Source organism: Streptomyces rimosus (genome assembly GCF_008704655.1).
Lineage (GTDB): Bacteria > Actinomycetota > Actinomycetes > Streptomycetales > Streptomycetaceae > Streptomyces > Streptomyces rimosus.
Genome location: NZ_CP023688.1, coordinates 7,761,616 through 7,779,105, shown reverse-complemented (window position 1 = coordinate 7,779,105; position 17,490 = coordinate 7,761,616). Strand labels below are relative to the sequence as shown.

Genomic DNA, 17,490 nt, shown 5'->3' with positions numbered 1-17,490 from the left:
CCGGCGCTTGAGGACGGCCGTCAGCCGCGACGGGCCCGACGCCCGGCGACGGGCCGAAGCCCCGGGGGCACGGCCGACTACGGCTCCTCGCCGCGCAGGCGGCTCCGCACCCGCTCGGTCACATCGGCGTACCGCGCCTCGGAGCCGTACCGCGTAGGCGTGTAATACCGCTTGCCGTGCACCTCGTCGGGTGCGTACTGCTGGGCCGCGATGCCACCGGGCAGGTCGTGGGGGTACTGATACCCCTTGCCGTGCCCCAGTTTCTCGGCGCCCTTGTAATGGCTGTCGCGCAGGTGCGGCGGCACGGGGCCCGCGAGTCCGGCCCGTACGTCCGCGAGGGCCGCGTCGATCGCCAGATAGGCCGCATTGGACTTGGGGGCCAGCGCCAGCGCGATGGTGGCCTGGCTGAGCGTGATCCGGGCCTCCGGGAAGCCGATCATCGCGACGGCCTGGGCGGCGGCCACCGCGGTCTGCAGCGCCGACGGGTCGGCCAGCCCGATGTCCTCGCTCGCCGAGATCATCAGCCGCCGGGCGATGAACCGCGGGTCCTCCCCCGCCTCGATCATCCGCGCGAGATAGTGCAGCGCCGCGTCCACGTCCGAGCCGCGGATGGACTTGATCAGGGCGCTGGCGACGTCGTAGTGCTGGTCACCGGCCCGGTCGTACTTCACGGCGGCCCGGTCGACGGACTCCTCCAGGGTCTGGAGGGTGATCTCCTTCTCGCCCTTGGAGATCGCGGACCCGGCCCCGGCCTCCAGGGCCGTGAGCGCGCGGCGGGCGTCGCCGCCGGCGATGCGCAGCAGATGCGCCTCGGTGTCCTCGGGCAGCGTGACCGCGCCCGCCAGCCCCCGCGCGTCGGTCAGCGCGCGCTTGAGCAGGCCGCGCAGGTCGTCGTCGGTGAGCGGTTCGAGCGTCAGCAGGAGGGAGCGGGAGAGCAGCGGGGAGATCACCGAGAAGTACGGGTTCTCGGTCGTCGCGGCGATCAGCGTCACCCAGCGGTTCTCGACCGCGGGCAGCAGGGAGTCCTGCTGGGCCTTGCTGAATCGGTGGATCTCGTCGAGGAAGAGGACGGTCTCCTTGCCGTAGCCGCCGGAGGCGCGGCGGGCGCCGTCGATGACGGCGCGCACCTCCTTGACGCCGGCGGTGATCGCCGACAGCTCCACGAAGCGCTTGTTGGTGGCCTGGCTGACCACGTACGCGAGCGTCGTCTTGCCGATGCCGGGCGGGCCCCACAGGAAGACGGAGGACGGTCCGGCGGGGCCGCCGTTGCCCTCGCCGACCAGGCGGCGCAGGGGCGAGCCCGGCTTGAGCAGGTGCTGCTGGCCGACGACCTCGTCGAGGGTGCGCGGACGCATCCGTACGGCGAGGGGCGACCCCGCGGGGTCTTTCTCCTGGCGGTCTTCGGCAGCGGCGGTGAACAGGTCGGGCTCCACGGTTTCAGAGCCTAATCCACCCCACTGACAACGCGGCCGGGGGCCGATCGGCACCCGCGCCGATCGGCCCCCGGCCGCGTGCGGTGGCTCAGATCAGGCTGCTCCAGTAGGACCACCACTTGGTGAGGATCAGCAGCGCGATCACGCCGTACCAGAGCACCGGCACGACCCAGTGGAACTCCAGCACCGCCTTGCGCAGCCCCTCCGGCGCCGGGATGATCCCGTGCTTGAGGTTGTGCACGGTGGTGTACCAGAACATCAGGATCGTGACGCACCAGGTCAGCGTGCACCACAGGCACAGCGAGTTGATCACGTACAGCGACTGCGACATCAGCCACATGCAGAAGACGGAGCCCGCGAGGGTGCCGATGTTCAGGCCGATCCAGTACCAGGCGCGGTAGCGGGCGCCCGCGAGCAGTCCGACACCGATCCCGATGACCACGCCGAAGGCGATGAGGCCGGCGACCGGGTTGGGGAAGCCGAAGACCTCGGCCTGCGGGCTCTGCATCACGCTGCCGCAGGAGACGATCGGGCTCAGGCTGCAGGCCGGCTTGAAGTTCGGGTCCTTCAGCAGCTCGATCTTGTCCAAGGTGATCACCCAGGACGCGAGCAGCCCCAGAGCGCTGGTGACCACCAGCAGCCAGGCCAGCCCCCGTCCCGAACCGGTCGGGCCGCCGCCACGGCGCGGGTGATCGTCGCCGGTGGACACGTCGTCAAGCACTGTCGTCGTCATATCGCCGTTCCGTCGGTGCCTTGGGGAGTGAGCGGAGAGCGCGTTCCAACTGGCGCGCGCCGGGCCCTCATTCTGCCCCAACCGGACACGCGACCACCGTTCGCTGCGCATAAAGGCCCCCTTCCGAGCCACCGCGCGCACAGCGCGGTGGACGGCCGGAAGGGGGCCTCCTACCCGATCACGGGCGCCCCGTACAGAGGCGGACGGGATCAGCCGAGCCGGCGGCGGACCTCTTCCACGACCGCGTCCAGCGCGACCGGGGTCTGCTCGCCGCTCTCCAGGTCCTTGAGCTGGACGACGCCTTCGGCCAGATCGCGCTCACCCGCGACGACCGCGAAGCGGGCGCCCGAGCGGTTCGCCGACTTCATGGCGTTCTTCAGGCCCTTGCCGCCGTACGCGAAGTCGGTGGCGACCCCGGCCCGGCGCAGCTCGGTGACCGTGCCGAACAGCGTCCGGCGGGCCTCCTCGCCGAGCGGCACGGCGAAGACCGCGGTGCTCGCGGGCAGCTCCAGCTCGACGCCCTCGGCCTCCAGCGCGAGGACCGTGCGGTCCACGCCGAGCGCCCAGCCCACCGACGGCAGCGCGGGGCCGCCGATCATCTCGGACAGGCCGTCGTAGCGCCCGCCGCCGCCGACCGCGGACTGCGAGCCCAGGCCGTCGTGGACGAACTCGAAAGTCGTACGGGTGTAGTAGTCCAGCCCGCGCACCAGCTTCGGGTCGTCCTCGTACGCGACGCCCGCCGCGGTCAGCAGCTCGCGCACCTGCTCGTGGTACGCCTTGCACGCCTCGCACAGGTGGTCGCGCAGCAGCGGCGCGCCGACGAGCTGCTTCTGCACGTCCGGGCGCTTGTCGTCCAGCACCCGCAGCGGGTTGATCTCGGCGCGGCGGCGGGTGTCCTCGTCCAGGTCGAGCCCGTACAGGAACTCCTGGAGGGCGGCCCGGTAGACGGGGCGGCACTCCTTGTCGCCGAGCGAGTTCAGCAGGATGCGGAAGTTCTTCAGGCCCAGCGAGCGGTAGGCGTCGTTGGCCAGGATGATCAGCTCGGCGTCCAGCGCCGGGTCCTCGGCGCCGATGGCCTCCGCGCCGACCTGGGAGAAGTGGCGGTAGCGGCCCTTCTGCGGACGCTCGTAGCGGTAGTACGAGCCGGAGTACCAGAGCTTGACGGGGAGGTTGCCCGCCTTGTGGAGGTTGGCCTCCAGCGCGGCGCGCAGGACGGAGGCGGTGCCCTCGGGGCGCAGCGCGAGCCTGTCGCCGCCCTTGGTCTCGAAGGCGTACATCTCCTTGGTCACGATGTCGGTGGACTCGCCGACGCCGCGCGCGAACAGCTCGACGTTCTCGAAGCCGGGCGTCTCGATGTACCCGTACCCGGAGCGCTTGAGAGGTCCGGAGATCGCGTCGCGGACCGCCAGGTAGGTGGCGGACTGCGGCGGGATCAGGTCGTAGGTGCCCTTGGGGGCCTTGAAGGTGCTCACGAAGTTCTCGTCACATTCCTCGTCGCGGAGCCGGGCGGTGCGGTGCGCCGTCTCCGAGGCCGGCGGCCACCTCCCGCAGGAACGGGTTGGTGGCGCGCTCGCGGCCGATGGTGGTCTGGGGGCCGTGGCCGGACAGCACGACGGTCTCGTCCTGGAGCGGCAGGCATACGCGCTCCAGCGACCGCAGAATCTCGGCGTGGTCGCCGCCCGGCAGGTCGGTACGTCCGATGGAGCCGGCGAACAGCAGGTCGCCCGAGAAGAAGACCGGCGGAACGTCCGCCTGCTCGGGCATCCGGAAGGTCACCGACCCCTTGGTATGGCCCGGTGCGTGCGCGACCGAGAACTCCAGCCCGGCCAGCTCCAGCTTCGCGCCGTCGCCCAGCTCCTTGACGTCGTCCGGCTCCCCCACGGTCAGCTCGCCCATGAGCTGCTGCCCGATGGAGGTGCCGAGCGCCTTCTCCGGGTCGCTCATCATGTAGCGGTCCTCGGGGTGGATCCACGCGGGCACGTCGTGCGCGCCGCACACCGGGACGACCGAGGCGACATGGTCGATGTGGCCGTGGGTGAGGACGACGGCGACGGGCTTGAGCCGGTGCTTCTTCAGCGCTTCCTCGACGCCCTGTGCGGCCCGGTGGCCCGGGTCGATGATCACGCACTCCTCACCCGCGGCCGGGGCGACCAGGTAACAGTTGGTCCCCCAGGCCCCGGCGGGGAACCCGGCAATGAGCACGTTCGTCCTCAACATTCGACGGCGGCGGACGGATCGCCCACGGCGATCCGGAAGATTTCGGCTGTTCCAGAGCCTACCGGCGGCACTCCCACCCGGGCGAACCCGTATACGGTACGGCCCACGGCAGACCTCAGCGCACACCTAGGAGACGACCGGTGGTCAGCAGCGATCAACGGCGGCGGCAGCTCGCCCGTGAGAAGTACGAGCGCCAGCAGCAGCGGCGGGACGCGGCCCGGCGCAAGGCCAAGCGCCGCAATGTGATCGTCGCGTCGGCCCTGGCGGTCGCGCTGGCCGCGGGCGCGGCGGCGTACGCCTCGATCGGGCTGGCCGGCGGCGACGGCGGCACCACGGACGCCGCGGCGCCGAGCCCGAGCAAGGCCGCCGACCCGTGCGGCAAGCCGGCCCCGGGCTCCCCCTCCAAGAAGACCTGGAAGAAGGAGCCGGAGATGTCCGTCGACACCTCCGCCGCCTACGCGATGAAGCTGGAGACGACCTGCGGCGACATAGGGATCAAGCTGGACGCCGCGAAGGCGCCGCACACCGTCAACTCCTTCAGTTTCCTGGCGGGCGAGAAGTTCTTCGACCACAGCAAGTGCCACCGCCTGGTCGACGAGGGCATCTACGTCCTGCAGTGCGGTGACCCGACCGGCACCGGCGCGGGCACGCCCGGCTACACGATCCCGGACGAGAACCTGAAGGACCCGAAGCTCAAGGGCGACGTCTATCCGGCGGGCACGGTCGCGATGGCCAACCGCTACGACGGCAAGAGCGACAAGACCCGCAACAGCGGCGGCAGCCAGTTCTTCCTCGTCTACCAGGACAGCAAGCTGCCCCCGAACTACACGCCCTTCGGCACCGTCACCGAGGGCATGGACGTCCTGAAGAAGATCGCCGGGGCGGGCTCGACGCCCGATCCGTCGACGGGCAACACCGCGCCCAACGCGACGGTGGTGATCAACCGGGCGACGGTCGGGAAATCCTGACCGGCGCGCCCCCGGGCACGCCGGAGCCGCCCGCGCGGTGTGGCGAACCGCGAAATTTCGGTCGCGCTGGATGCGGACAGCCGGCCCGCCGGTCGCCTAGATTGGCGTTGTGTAGGGTGCCTGCTCCGACGGCTGCCACCCGCACCCGCAAGACACCCGTCGGACCGGCCGGGGCGCTGCCCCGCCGGACAGAAACTGTGGACGATGCCGGGGGGCGACGCGCTCCCGTCGGCATCATGTGGAGGAGGCGCTGTGAGCAGCGACCCATGGGGCCGCGTCGACGAGACGGGGACCGTGTACGTGCGTACCGCCGACGGCGAGCAGGTCGTCGGATCGTGGCAGGCGGGAACCCCCGAAGAGGCCCTCGCCTACTTCGAGCGCAAGTATGAGGGCCTGGTCGTAGAGATCGGCCTCCTCGAACGGCGGGTCAGGACCACCGATCTGTCCGCCAAGGACGCGATGGCCGCGATCGGCCATCTGCGGCAGCAGATCGACGAGCACCACGCGGTGGGCGACCTCGACGCCCTGCGCAAGCGGCTGGACCAGCTGGTCGCCGATGTCGAGGCGCGCCGCGAGGAACGCAAGGCCCAAAAGGCGCGGCAGAGCGACGAGGCCCGGCAGGCCAAGGAGAAGCTGGTCGCCGAGGCCGAGGAGCTGGCGGCCAGCGAGCAGTGGCGGGCGGCCGGCGAGCGGCTGCGGGCCCTGGTGGACTCCTGGAAGAGCCTGCCGCGCCTGGACCGCAAGTCCGACGACGAGTTGTGGCACCGCTTCTCGCACGCCCGCTCGGCGTTCTCCAAGCGGCGCAAGGCGCACTTCGCCTCGCTGGACGCCCAGCGCGAGGAGGCCCGCAAGACCAAGGAGCGGCTGGTCGCCGAGGCCGAGGCGCTGTCCGGCTCGACGGACTGGGGGCCGACCGCGGCCCGCTACCGCGAGCTGATGGCGGACTGGAAGGCCGCGGGCCGCGCCCAGCGCGAGCACGAGGACGACCTGTGGAACCGCTTCCGCGGCGCCCAGGACATCTTCTTCCAGGCGCGCAGCGAGGTGTTCGCGGAGCGCGACGCCGAGCAGCGGGAGAACCTGACGCGCAAGGAGGAGCTGGTCGCCGAGGCCGAGAAGCTGCTGCCCGTCCAGGATCTGAAGGCGGCGCGGGCCGCGTTCCGTTCGATCAACGAGCGGTGGGAGGCCATCGGCCACGTACCGCGGGACGCCCGTCCGAAGATCGAGGGCCGGATGCACGCCGTCGAGCGGGCCATCCAGGAGTCCGAGGAAGCCGAGTGGCGGCGCACCAACCCGGAGGCGCGGGCGCGTGCGGCGGGTCTGACCGGGCAGCTCCAGGACGCGGTCGACAAGCTGCAGAAGCAGATCGACGCGGCGCGCGCGGCGGGCAACGACGCCAAGGCGGACAAGCTCGCCCGCGAGCTGGAGGGCCGGCAGGCGCTGCTGGACCAGGCCCTGAAGGGTCTTGAGGAGTTCGGCGGCTGACCAGGCCACAGCCGAGGGCCCCGGTACGAACCTTCGTACCGGGGCCCTCGTACGTGATCGTTACGGCCTGCGCGCCGACGTCACCCGGTACACGTCGTACACGCCCTCCACGCTCCGTACCGCCTTCAGGACGTGCCCCAGATGCTTCGGGTCGCCCATCTCGAAGGTGAAGCGGGAGGTGGCCACCCGGTCGCGGGAGGTCTGGACGGCCGCGGACAGGATGTTGACGTGCTGGTCGGAGAGGATGCGCGTGACGTCCGACAGCAGCCGGGAGCGGTCCAGCGCCTCGACCTGGATGGCGACCAGGAAGACCGAGGACTGGGTGGGCGCCCACTCGACGTCGAGGATGCGTTCCGGCTGCTTGGACAGCGAGTCGACGTTGACGCAGTCGGCGCGGTGCACCGAGACGCCGTTGCCGCGGGTGACGAAGCCGATGATCGGGTCGCCCGGCACCGGCGTACAGCAGCGGGCCAGCTTCACCCACACGTCGTCGACGCCCTTGACCACCACGCCCGGGTCGGCGCTGGAGCGCCGCTTGGAGCGCGGGCGGATCGGGGTGGACTCGGCGATGTCCTCGGTCGCCTCGTCCTGCCCGCCGAGCGCCTGGACCAGCTTCTGTACGACGCTCTGCGCCGTGACATGGCCCTCGCCGATGGCGGCGTACAGGGACGAGATGTCCGGGTAGCGCATCTCGTGGGCGAGGGTGACCAGCGAGTCGCCGGTCAGGATGCGCTGGATCGGCAGGTTCTGTTTGCGCATCGCGCGGGCGATGGCGTCCTTGCCCTGCTCGATGGCCTCGTCGCGGCGCTCCTTGGAGAACCACGCGCGGATCTTGTTGCGGGCGCGCGGGGACTTCACGAAGCCCAGCCAGTCGCGGGAGGGTCCCGCGCCGGGCGCCTTGGAGGTGAAGACCTCCACGAGGTCGCCGTTGTCCAGGGTCGATTCGAGCGGGACGAGCCGCCCGTTGACCCGGGCGCCTATCGTCCGGTGGCCGACCTCGGTGTGGACGGCGTACGCGAAGTCCACGGGAGTGGCACCGGCGGGCAGCGCTATGACGTCACCCTTCGGCGTGAAGACGAAGACCTCGTTGCGGGACAGGTCGAAGCGCAGCGACTCCAGGAACTCGCCCGGGTCCTCGGTCTCCTTCTGCCAGTCCAGCAGCTGGCGCAGCCACGCCATGTCGTTGACCGTGTCTTGGCCGTCGGCCTTGTTCTTCGGCACGTCGGTCCGCACCTTGGACGCGCCGGCCACGGCCTCCTGCTTGTACTTCCAGTGCGCGGCGATGCCGTACTCCGCGCGCCGGTGCATGTCGAACGTACGGATCTGCAGCTCGACCGGCTTGCCGCTGGGACCGATCACGGTCGTGTGCAGCGACTGGTACATGTTGAACTTGGGCATCGCGATGTAGTCCTTGAACCGCCCCGGGACCGGGTTCCACCGGGCGTGGACGGTGCCGAGCGCCGCGTAGCAGTCGCGGACGGTGTCGACGAGGACGCGGATGCCCACCAGGTCGTAGATCTCGGCGAAGTCGCGGCCCCGCACGATCATCTTCTGGTAGACGCTGTAGTAGTGCTTGGGCCGCCCGGTGACGGTGGCCTTGATGCGCGCCGCGCGCAGGTCGGCCTGGACCTCGTCGGTCACTATGGCCAGGTACTCGTCCCGCTTGGGGGCGCGCTCGGCTACGAGCCGCACGATCTCGTCGTACATCTTGGGGTAGAGGATCGCGAAGGCGAGGTCCTCCAGCTCCCACTTGATGGTGTTCATGCCCAGGCGGTGCGCCAGCGGAGCGTAGATCTCCAGCGTCTCGCGGGCCTTCTTCTCCTGCTTCTCGCGCTTGAGGTAGCGCATGGTGCGCATGTTGTGCAGCCGGTCGGCCAGCTTGATCACCAGGACCCGCGGGTCCTTGGCCATCGCCACGACCATCTTGCGCACGGTCTCGGCCTGCGCGGCCTCGCCGAACTTGACCTTGTCCAGCTTGGTGACGCCGTCCACCAGCAGCGCGACCTGGTCGCCGAAGTCGCGGCGCAGGGTGTCCAGGCCGTATTCGGTGTCCTCGACGGTGTCGTGCAGCAGGCCCGCCATGAGGGTGGCCGGGTCCATGCCCAGCTCGGCGAGGATCGTGGTGACGGCGAGGGGGTGGGTGATGTACGGGTCGCCGCTCTTGCGCTTCTGGCCGCGGTGCCAGCGCTCGGCGACCTGGTAGGCGCGCTCGACCTGCCGCAGCGTGGCGGCCTCGATCTTGGGGTCGTTGCTGCGCACGATCCGCAGCAGCGGTTCCAGGACGGGGTTGTACGGGCTCTGCCGCTGCACGCCGAGGCGGGCCAGGCGGGCCCGTACCCGGTTCGAGGAGCCCGAGCGGCCGGTGTAGGCGGGCGGGGCGGGCTTGGCCGGTACGGGCGACGCGGCGGGCCGGACGGCGGGCGGCTGGGACCGGGGCACACCGGTGCCGTCGCTCTGCTTCTGCGCCTTCTGCGTTCCCGAGGCAGCCGCGTCCGCGGGGCCGGGCCGGTCCGGGTGGGCGGACTGCGACGCCCCCGGGCGGAGTCCGGGAGAAAGCGGCTGGGCCTCGTCTGGCAAGAGCACTCCTCAAGGCGGTCCGGACCTCAGGACCACGAACCTGGTCAGGGTGCCATGGTAGCGACCTCGGAGCCGTGGCTCCTGGGCAGCCTCCGGATCCTTACATGGCGACAGATCACAACAAAAGGGCATCCGAATTTGTTTCCGAGCGCTCTTTTACCTGTGCGTTACGAAGGACCTCAGCCCGCGATGGACGCCCTTCGGCACCGGACCCGGCGGCTCCGGTTCCCCGTACGCCGAAGCGGGCCCCAGGATGATCCCGGGGCCCGCTTCGCTACGGCGCCGTCACCTCAGACCGTGATCAGGGCCTCCGCCGGAGCGCCCTTCAGGCCCGCCTCCAGCCGCTGCCGCCCGGCCAGGAAGCCCAGCTCCAGCAGGACCGCGACGCCCGCGACCTCGGCCCCGGCCCGGCGGATGAGCTCCAGCGACGCCTCGGCCGTACCGCCGGTGGCCAGCACGTCGTCGATGACCAGCACCCGGTCGCCCGGCTTGAGGGCATCGGCGTGGATCTCGATCTCGGCCGTGCCGTATTCCAGGTCGTACGCCTGCCGGAGCGTCGCCCCGGGCAGCTTGCCCGCCTTGCGTACGGGCACGAAGCCGATGCCGGCCCGTACGGCCACCGGAGCGGCCAGGATGAACCCGCGCGCCTCCAGGCCCACGACCTTGTCGGCCGCGTACCGCTCGCACAGCGCGGCGAACGCGTCGGTCAGCGCGCCGAAGGCGGCCGGGTCGGCGAGCAGCGGCGTGATGTCCTTGAAGACCACGCCGGGCTTCGGATAGTCGGGCACGTCCGCGATACGGCTGAGCAGCAGCTCCCGCAGGCCCTCGGGGGCGCTCACCGGCGCTTGCCCGACGGGCGGCCGCGGCCGCGGCCCCGGGACGCGGGCTGGTGGCGCTGGCCGACCATGCCGCTGCCGGCCGCCGCCGTGTCCTCGGCGTCGTCCGCGTCCTGCGGGCCGTCCTCGTCCACGGCGTCCGCCGCGGCGCCCTCCGGCCGCTCCGCCCCGCCGGCCTTGGCGGCGGCCGCGGCACGCTTCTGGCGCACCCGCTTGGCCAGCGCCTTCATGGCCGGGTCGCGCTCCTTGAGGTCGGCGACCAGCGGGGTCGCGATGAAGATCGAGGAGTACGCGCCGGCCGCCAGGCCGACGAACAGGGCGAGCGAGATGTCGTTGAGCATCCCGGCGCCGAGCAGACCGCCACCGACGAACAGCAGACCGGCGACCGGCAGCAGCGCCACGACCGTGGTGTTGATGGACCGCACCAGGGTCGAGTTGATGCTGCGGTTGGCCAGCTCGCTGTAGGTGAAGCGGGTCTGCTTGGTGGCGTCCCTCGACGCTTCCTTGAGGCTGTCGAAGACCACGACGGTGTCGTAGAGCGAGTAACCGAGGATCGTCAGCAGACCGATGACGGTGCCCGGGGTGACCTCGAAGCCGACCAGCGCGTACACGCCGACGGTGATCGTCAGGTCGTGGATCAGCGCGATCAGGGCCGCCAGCGCCATCCGCCACTCGAAGGCGATGGCCAGGTAGATGACCACGAGGACCATGAAGATCCCCAGGCCCATCCACGCCTTGTTGGCGATCTCCTCGCCCCAGCTGGGGCCGACGAGCTGGGTGTTGATGTCCTTGACCGGGACGTTCAGGTCCTTGGCCAGGGCCTCCTGCACCGGCACGGACTGTTCGGTGTCCAGCTCGCTGATCTGGATGCGCAGACCGCCGTTGCCGAGCTTTTGCACCACGGCCTGGTGGCCCTCGGCCGCGGCCTCGGCCTTGTGCTCCGCCTCGGAGGAGGACACGCTCGTCTTCGGCGTGGTGAAGACCGCGCCGCCGGAGAACTCGATGCCCATGTTCAGGCCGCGCACCGCCAGGCCGACGATGGCCGTGATGGTGATCAGGATCGAGATGCCGTACCAGATCTTCCGCTTGCCGATGAAGTCGTAACCGACCTCACCGCGGTAGAGCCGGGCGCCGATGTTGCCGAGCTTCGACATCTCACGCCTCCTTCGTCTCGGTGGGGGCGGTGGTGCGACGGCGGCGCAGCGGCGGCTTGGCGCCCAGGCGCTTGGGGTCCAGTCCGGACCAGGGGTGGCCGTTGGCGAAGAACTTGCGCCGGGCCAGCAGGGTCATCAGGGGCTTGGTGAAGAAGAAGACCACGACGACGTCCAGGAGGGTGGTCAGGCCCAGCGTGAACGCGAAGCCCTTCACCTTGCCGACGGTGACGATGAACAGCACGAACGCGGCCAGGAACGACACGAAGTCGGAGACCAGGATCGTGCGCCGGGCCCGCGGCCAGCCGCGTTCGACGGCCGGGCGCAGGGTGCGGCCCTCGCGGATCTCGTCCCGGATGCGTTCGAAGTAGACGATGAAGGAGTCGGCGGTGATGCCGATGGCGACGATGGCGCCGCAGACGGCCGGCAGGTTCAGCGCGAAGCCGATGGCCGGGCCCAGCAACGTCATGATCGTGTACGTCAGGATCGCGGAGACCGCGAGGCTCGCCAGCGCGACCAGCGCCAGGCCCCGGTAGTAGGCGACCAGGTAGACGATGACCAGCGCGAGGCCGATGGCGCCCGCGATCAGGCCCGCCTCCAGCTGCTCGCCGCCGAGCGCCGCGGTGACCGTGGTCTCGTCGGCGATCTTGAAGGAGAGCGGCAGGGCACCGTAGGACAGCATGTTCGCCAGGTCCTCGGCGGACTGCTGGGTGAAGCCGCCGGAGATGGTGGCCTGTCCGCCGGGGATGGCCTTGCTGACCGACGGGGCGGAGATGGTCTGGCCGTCGAGCACGATGGCGAACTGGTTCTGCGGCTGCGGCTTGGCGGCGAGCTTGCCGGTGACGTCCGCGAACTTCTTGCCGCCGGCGCCGGTGAAGTCCATCTGGACGATCCAGCCCTGGCCCGACTGGGCCTCGAACACCGCGGAGGCGTCCTTGACGTCGGTGCCCTCGACGGCGACCGGGCCCAGCGCGTACTTCTGTGTGCCGTCCTCCTTGCAGGAGACGACCTGGTCGGTGGGCTTGGCGTTGGCGGCCTTCTCGCTGGCCTGCGAGCGCGCCTGGGGGGTGGAGCAGTCCAGGTCGGCGAGCTGCTTCTGCAGCGCGGCCGGAATCTGGTCCCCGCCGGTGGAGGGCTGCGGCGACGCGGAGTCGCTCGGCTTGGCCGAGGGGCTGCCGGAGGCGCTCGGCGTCTCGGCCGGGCCCTTCTTGAGGGCGCTGGTCACGGCGCGGCCCTGGGTGGTGTTGCTCGCGGACGGCGTCGCGGAGGGCTTGCCTTCCGCCTTCTCGCCGTCCTTCTTGTCGTCCTTCTTGTCGTCCTTCTTGTCGTCGCCCTTCTTGCCGCTGCTCGCGGAGGGGCTCGGGGTGGCCGACGGCGTCTTCGCACCGGTGGTGGCGGTCAGCACCGGCCGGAAGCCGAGCTGAGCGGTGGTACCGACCTGCTGGCGGGCCTGCTTCGCGTCCGTCCCCTTGGGGATGTTGACGACGATGTGGTTGGTGCCCTGGGTCTGGACCTCGGCCTCGGACACACCGAGACCGTTGACCCGCCGCTCCATGATGCCCGCGGCGGTCTTCATGTTGGTCTCGTTGATCGCGTTGGGCTTGCCGGGCTGGTTGCGCGCCTGGAGCGTGAAGCTCGTGCCGCCCGCGAGGTCGATGCCCAGCCTGGGCGTCGAGGTCCCGGAGGCGAACATGCCGCCGACCAGCGCCACCATGGCGATCACGATCAGGACCAGGGTGCGCCCCGGCCTTCCCTGGCCCCCAGGAGACCTGCGGCCCTTTTTCGGTGCTGCCACCTTCTCGTATCTCCCTGTCCAACCGCCCGGCACGGTGCCGTGCCGGGCGGCCACGAAGTGTAGTGGGGACGTGCCCCCGCCGGAGCCTAGACCGTCCGGGAACCGCGGCGCACCGCTCGAACGGCGCGCCGCGGTTCCGTCGGCGCGTGGCTACTTCGCGTCGGCGCCGCCGTCCTTCTTGTCGGCCTTGCCGGCCTGCGTGCCGGTGCCGGCCTCGTCGGCGGCCTCGGTCTTCTCCGCCGGCTCGGCGTCCTGGGCCTTCTCGGCGTCCTTCGCGTCGGCGGCGGGCTCGGACTTGGTGAGGTCGGCCTTCGGCGACTTGTCCAGGTTCGCGGCCTTGTCGTCGGCCTTGTCGTCCGCGGCGGTGGCGGCCGGGGCGGCCTCGGTCAGCGAGGAGGCGTCGTCCGGGACGACCGGGTGGTCCTTGCCCTCGGCGCCGTCGAGGATGCGGTTGTACTCCTCGTCCGCGAGGACGGCGCCGACCGCGTTCTTGGCGTAGAGGGCGTGCACGCCCGGGGCCACCTCAAGGAGGACGGTGTCGTCGTGGATCTCCTTGACGGTGGCGTACATGCCCCCAATCGTCCGGATGCCGGTGCCGGGCTGCATCTCGTCGCGCATCTGCGCCGCCTGCTGCTGCTTCTTCTTGGCGGAGCGGGTCATCAGGAACATGGCCCCGATGAGGACGATGAAGGGGAGGAGAGTCACGATACTCACGGGACGGAAATCCTTCGCACGACCGCGGCGCGGCGGTCTGATATACGGGGGTGGGAATGCCGGACCATACGGTCGGCATCGGCGGAGTCTAAGCGAGTCCGCACCAGTGGAACAACGCCCAGCATGGCACCGCGGTTCCTGACCCGGCGAGTCCCCGCGCCGTCACGCCCCGAAGAGGCCCTGCTGCCCGGTTCCGCCTGCCTGCTGGTGGGGCGGGGTCAGGCCCAGGTGGGTCCAGGCGGCGGGGGTGGCGATGCGGCCCCGGGGGGTGCGGGCGAGCAGGCCCTCCCGTACGAGGAACGGTTCGGCGACCTCCTCGACGGTCTCACGCTCCTCCCCCACCGCGACGGCCAGGGTGGACAGGCCCACCGGGCCGCCGCCGAACAGCTTGAGCAGCACGGTCAGCACCGCCCGGTCCAGGCGGTCCAGGCCGCGGCCGTCGACCTCGTAGACGTCCAGGGCCTGGGCCGCGGTCTCGCGGGTGATCACGCCGTCCGCCTTGACCTGGGCGTAGTCGCGCACGCGGCGCAGCAGGCGGTTGGCGATGCGCGGGGTGCCGCGGGAGCGCCCGGCGATCTCCGCGGCACCCTCGGCTTCTATGTGCACGTCGAGCAGTTCGGCGGAGCGGTGGATGACGCGTTCCAGTTCGCCGGGGGCGTAGAACTCCATGTGGCCGGTGAAGCCGAAGCGGTCGCGCAGCGGCGGGGGCAGCAGCCCGGCCCGGGTGGTGGCGCCGACCAGGGTGAAGGGCGGCAGTTCCAGGGGGATGGCGGTGGCTCCGGGGCCCTTGCCGACGATCACGTCGACGCGGAAGTCCTCCATGGCCATGTAGAGCATTTCCTCGGCGGGCCGGGACATCCGGTGGATCTCGTCGAGGAAGAGCACCTCGCCCTCCTGGAGGGAGGACAGGATGGCGGCCAGGTCGCCGGCGTGCTGGATGGCGGGGCCGGAGGTGATGCGGATCGGGGCGCCCATCTCGGCGGCGATGATCATGGAGAGGGTGGTCTTGCCGAGGCCGGGGGCGCCGGAGAGCAGGACGTGGTCGGCGGTGGCGCCGCGGGCGCGGGCCGCGCGCAGCACCAGGTCGAGCTGTTCGCGCACCCGCTCCTGGCCGACGAACTCCCCCAGGTCCTTGGGGCGCAGGGCGGCCTCGACCGCGGTGTCCTCGCCGTCCGCGTCGGACCCCACCAGCCGGTCGCGCTGCTCCGTACCGCCCTGGAGCTCGGTGGGCTCGTCCCAGTTCACTGCGTCCTGCCTCACGTGGTCGTACCGGCGCGGTCGGCCGGCTTCGCGTCGCGGTTCTTACGGGGGTGGCCGGGGCCGCCGGTCCGGGTTCGCACCGGGCTCACCGGGCCCGGTTCAGCGACTGGAGGGCCGCCTTGAGCAGCTGCGACACCTGCGGCGCCGCGCCCTCGGCGAGCGCCGCCTCGGCCTGCGGCGCGACGGCGGACACCGCTTCGTCGGCCTCGCGGGTGGCGTACCCGAGGCCGATCAGCGCGGCGTGCAGCTGGTCGCTCCACCCCGCCGTCACGGCGCTCCCGACGCCCGCTGCGCCCGTGCCGACGGGGGCGCCGAGCCGGTCCTTCAGCTCCAGCAGCAGCTTCTGGGCGCCCTTCTTGCCGATGCCGGGCACGGCCGTGAGCGTCTTCTCGTCGCCGTTGGCGACGGCGAGGCGCAGCGTGTCCGGGGAGTGCACCGCGAGCATGGCCTGCGCCAGCCGCGGGCCCACGCCGCTGGCGGTCTGCAGCAGCTCGAACGTCTGCCGCTCGTCGTCGTCGGCGAAGCCGTACAGGGTGAGCGAGTCTTCCCGTACGACGAGGGAGGTGGCCAGTTTGGCCTGCTGGCCGACGCGCAGTCCGGACAGGGTGCCGGGGGTGCACTGCACGGCCATGCCGATACCGCCCACCTCCACGACGGCGGTGTCCGGTGCCAGGGCCGCGACCGGGCCGGAGACGAAGGCGATCATCGGGTGCCCTTCTGGGGTGCCTCGGAGCGCGGTCCGAGAGCGCGTGCGGGAGTACGTCGGACGCCGGCCGGCGCCGGGCGGGCCCGGGCGGCGGCCTGGGCCTGCTGGAGGCGGTTGGCCGCGTGGGCCTGCTGGAGGCGGTTGACGGCGGGGGCGCGCCAGATGTGGCAGATGGCCAGCGCGAGCGCGTCCGCAGCGTCGGCCGGCTTGGGGGGCGCGTCCAGCCGGAGCAGCCGGGTGACCATGGCTCCGACCTGCGCCTTGTCGGCGCGGCCCGACCCCGTCACGGCGGCCTTGACCTCACTGGGGGTGTGCAGCGCGACGGGCAGCCCGCGGCGCGCCGCGCACAGCATGGCGACCGCGCTGGCCTGGGCGGTGCCCATGACCGTACGGACGTTGTGCTGGCTGAAGACGCGCTCGACGGCGACGCAGTCGGGACGCTGCTCGTCGAGCCACTCGTCTATGCCGCGCTCGATGAGGACCAGGCGGTGCGCGATGTCGGCGTCGGCGGGCGTCCGTACGACGCCGACGCCGGCCATCGTGAGCGGGCGGCCCGCGACGCCGTCGACCACGCCGACGCCGCAGCGGGTCAGCCCCGGGTCCACCCCCAGCACCTTCATCGGCCCGCTCCCCCACTTCTCCTGTTGGACCAACTGTTCGACTCGGGGCCGTGTCGCCCCTGATCAGCACAGTATCGGCTGCCACTGACAACGCAGAACGGGCCGGCGGGGTGTGTCCCCGCCGGCCCGCCACGTGCGCGGCCGCCCGCCCGTCAGGCGTCGACCTTGGCCATGACCTCGTCCGAGACGTCGAAGTTGGCGAAGACGTTCTGCACGTCGTCGCTGTCCTCCAGCGCGTCGATCAGCTTGAAGATCTTGCGGGCGCCCTCTTCGTCCAGCTCGACCTGCATGGTCGGCACGAAGTTGGTGTCGGCCGAGTCGTAGTCGATGCCCGCCTTCTGGAGCGCGGTGCGGACCGCGACCACGTCGGTGGCCTCGCTGAGCACCTCGAAGGACTCACCGAGGTCGTTGACCTCCTCGGCGCCCGCGTCCAGGACCGCGCCCAGCACGTCGTCCTCGGTCAGCTCGCCCTTGGGGACGATCACCACGCCCTTGCGGTTGAACAGGTACGACACCGAGCCCGGGTCGGCCATCGAACCGCCGTTGCGGGTCATGGCCACGCGGACGTCCGAGGCCGCGCGGTTACGGTTGTCGGTCAGGCACTCGATGAGCACCGCGACACCGTTCGGGCCGTAGCCCTCGTACATGATCGTCTCGTACTCGGCGCCGCCGGCTTCGAGACCGCCGCCGCGCTTGATCGCCGAGTCGATGTTCTTGTTCGGGACCGACTGCTTCTTCGCCTTCTGGACGGCGTCGTAGAGCGTCGGGTTACCGTCCAGGTCGACGCCGCCCATACGGGCCGCGACCTCGATGTTCTTGATCAGCTTCGCGAAGAGCTTGCCGCGCTTGGCGTCGATCACGGCCTTCTTGTGCTTCGTCGTAGCCCATTTAGAGTGGCCGGACATCCGCCTGTCTCCTTCGCGTAACCAGATTGAGAAACGAACGCCACAGATCCTACCGGGACGGGATCGGGCCGCCGCACACACGAGGGCGGCGGC

15 protein-coding genes are annotated in these 17,490 nt (G+C 71.1%); 2 read left to right on the top strand and 13 right to left on the bottom strand.

The genetic code is table 11. The features are described 5' to 3' along the window. Window positions 1–77: 77 nt before the first annotated feature. From CP984_RS34080 to CP984_RS34065, 4 genes are all read right to left on the bottom strand, one after another. Complete coding sequence (locus CP984_RS34080; RefSeq protein ID WP_003984681.1) at window positions 78–1,433, bottom strand: replication-associated recombination protein A; 1,356 nt, start codon at window positions 1,431–1,433, stop codon at window positions 78–80. Between the two features lie 88 nt (window positions 1,434–1,521). Further along, the gene (locus CP984_RS34075) at window positions 1,522–2,166 is read right to left on the bottom strand and encodes a vitamin K epoxide reductase family protein (RefSeq protein WP_030178049.1); all 645 of its coding nucleotides are present in this window, start codon (window positions 2,164–2,166) and stop codon (window positions 1,522–1,524) included. Window positions 2,167–2,375: 209 nt separating this feature from the next. Further along, entirely contained in the window at window positions 2,376–3,638 is a 1,263-nt protein-coding gene (hisS, locus tag CP984_RS34070) for a histidine--tRNA ligase (protein WP_003984679.1), read from the bottom strand. 10 nt (window positions 3,639–3,648) lie between these two features. Then, window positions 3,649–4,368 (bottom strand): MBL fold metallo-hydrolase, encoded by a 720-nt coding sequence (locus tag CP984_RS34065; RefSeq protein WP_003984678.1) that lies wholly within the window; start codon window positions 4,366–4,368, stop codon window positions 3,649–3,651. Window positions 4,369–4,523: 155 nt separating this feature from the next. Between CP984_RS34065 and CP984_RS34060 the strand changes: the two genes are divergently transcribed. Both CP984_RS34060 and CP984_RS34055 read left to right on the top strand, forming a co-directional pair. Next, a complete protein-coding gene (locus tag CP984_RS34060) occupies window positions 4,524–5,351 on the top strand; it encodes a peptidylprolyl isomerase (protein ID WP_003984677.1) in 828 nt (275 codons plus the stop codon). A 252-nt stretch (window positions 5,352–5,603) separates the two neighbouring features. Continuing rightward, window positions 5,604–6,833: a DUF349 domain-containing protein gene (locus tag CP984_RS34055; RefSeq protein WP_003984676.1), complete on the top strand. Its 1,230-nt coding sequence runs from the start codon at window positions 5,604–5,606 to the stop codon at window positions 6,831–6,833. 60 nt (window positions 6,834–6,893) lie between these two features. Here CP984_RS34055 and CP984_RS34050 read toward each other — a convergent pair whose 3' ends face one another. The 9 genes from CP984_RS34050 to CP984_RS34010 all read right to left on the bottom strand — a co-directional run bounded on the left by CP984_RS34050 (window position 6,894) and on the right by CP984_RS34010 (window position 17,397). After that, window positions 6,894–9,410, bottom strand: a complete 2,517-nt coding sequence (locus tag CP984_RS34050) for a RelA/SpoT family protein (RefSeq protein ID WP_003984675.1) — start codon at window positions 9,408–9,410, stop codon at window positions 6,894–6,896. A 290-nt stretch (window positions 9,411–9,700) separates the two neighbouring features. Next, entirely contained in the window at window positions 9,701–10,249 is a 549-nt protein-coding gene (locus CP984_RS34045) for an adenine phosphoribosyltransferase (protein ID WP_030178051.1), read from the bottom strand. Continuing rightward, window positions 10,246–11,400, bottom strand: a complete 1,155-nt coding sequence (gene secF / locus CP984_RS34040) for a protein translocase subunit SecF (RefSeq protein ID WP_030178054.1) — start codon at window positions 11,398–11,400, stop codon at window positions 10,246–10,248. The genes CP984_RS34045 and secF overlap by 4 nt, the downstream gene beginning before the upstream one ends. A gap of 1 nt (window position 11,401) precedes the next feature. After that, window positions 11,402–13,192, bottom strand: a complete 1,791-nt coding sequence (secD, locus tag CP984_RS34035) for a protein translocase subunit SecD (RefSeq protein ID WP_030178056.1) — start codon at window positions 13,190–13,192, stop codon at window positions 11,402–11,404. A gap of 150 nt (window positions 13,193–13,342) precedes the next feature. Continuing rightward, a complete protein-coding gene (gene yajC / locus CP984_RS34030) occupies window positions 13,343–13,906 on the bottom strand; it encodes a preprotein translocase subunit YajC (protein WP_003984807.1) in 564 nt (187 codons plus the stop codon). Window positions 13,907–14,068: 162 nt separating this feature from the next. Further along, window positions 14,069–15,151 carry a Holliday junction branch migration DNA helicase RuvB gene (ruvB, locus tag CP984_RS34025; protein WP_003984808.1) on the bottom strand — a complete coding sequence of 361 codons (1,083 nt, stop codon included), beginning with the start codon at window positions 15,149–15,151 and terminating at the stop codon, window positions 14,069–14,071. Window positions 15,152–15,251: 100 nt separating this feature from the next. Beyond that, the gene (gene ruvA, locus CP984_RS34020; RefSeq protein WP_003984809.1) at window positions 15,252–15,872 is read right to left on the bottom strand and encodes a Holliday junction branch migration protein RuvA; all 621 of its coding nucleotides are present in this window, start codon (window positions 15,870–15,872) and stop codon (window positions 15,252–15,254) included. Beyond that, window positions 15,869–16,492, bottom strand: coding sequence for a crossover junction endodeoxyribonuclease RuvC (gene ruvC / locus CP984_RS34015; RefSeq protein WP_003984810.1), 624 nt, complete (start codon window positions 16,490–16,492; stop codon window positions 15,869–15,871). Before ruvC ends, ruvA begins: the two co-directional genes overlap by 4 nt. 152 nt (window positions 16,493–16,644) lie before the next feature. Further along, entirely contained in the window at window positions 16,645–17,397 is a 753-nt protein-coding gene (locus CP984_RS34010; protein ID WP_003984811.1) for a YebC/PmpR family DNA-binding transcriptional regulator, read from the bottom strand. Window positions 17,398–17,490 lie beyond the last annotated feature (93 nt).

What these genes read in the sequence shown, in the direction of transcription:
- CP984_RS34075 (WP_030178049.1), bottom strand. Translation starts at nt 2,166, where the DNA reads ATGACGACGACAGTGCTTGACGACGTGTCCACCGGCGACGATCACCCG.
- secF (WP_030178054.1), bottom strand. Translation starts at nt 11,400, where the DNA reads ATGTCGAAGCTCGGCAACATCGGCGCCCGGCTCTACCGCGGTGAGGTC.
- ruvA (WP_003984809.1), bottom strand. Translation starts at nt 15,872, where the DNA reads ATGATCGCCTTCGTCTCCGGCCCGGTCGCGGCCCTGGCACCGGACACC.
- ruvC (WP_003984810.1), bottom strand. Translation starts at nt 16,492, where the DNA reads ATGAAGGTGCTGGGGGTGGACCCGGGGCTGACCCGCTGCGGCGTCGGC.
- CP984_RS34010 (WP_003984811.1), bottom strand. Translation starts at nt 17,397, where the DNA reads ATGTCCGGCCACTCTAAATGGGCTACGACGAAGCACAAGAAGGCCGTG.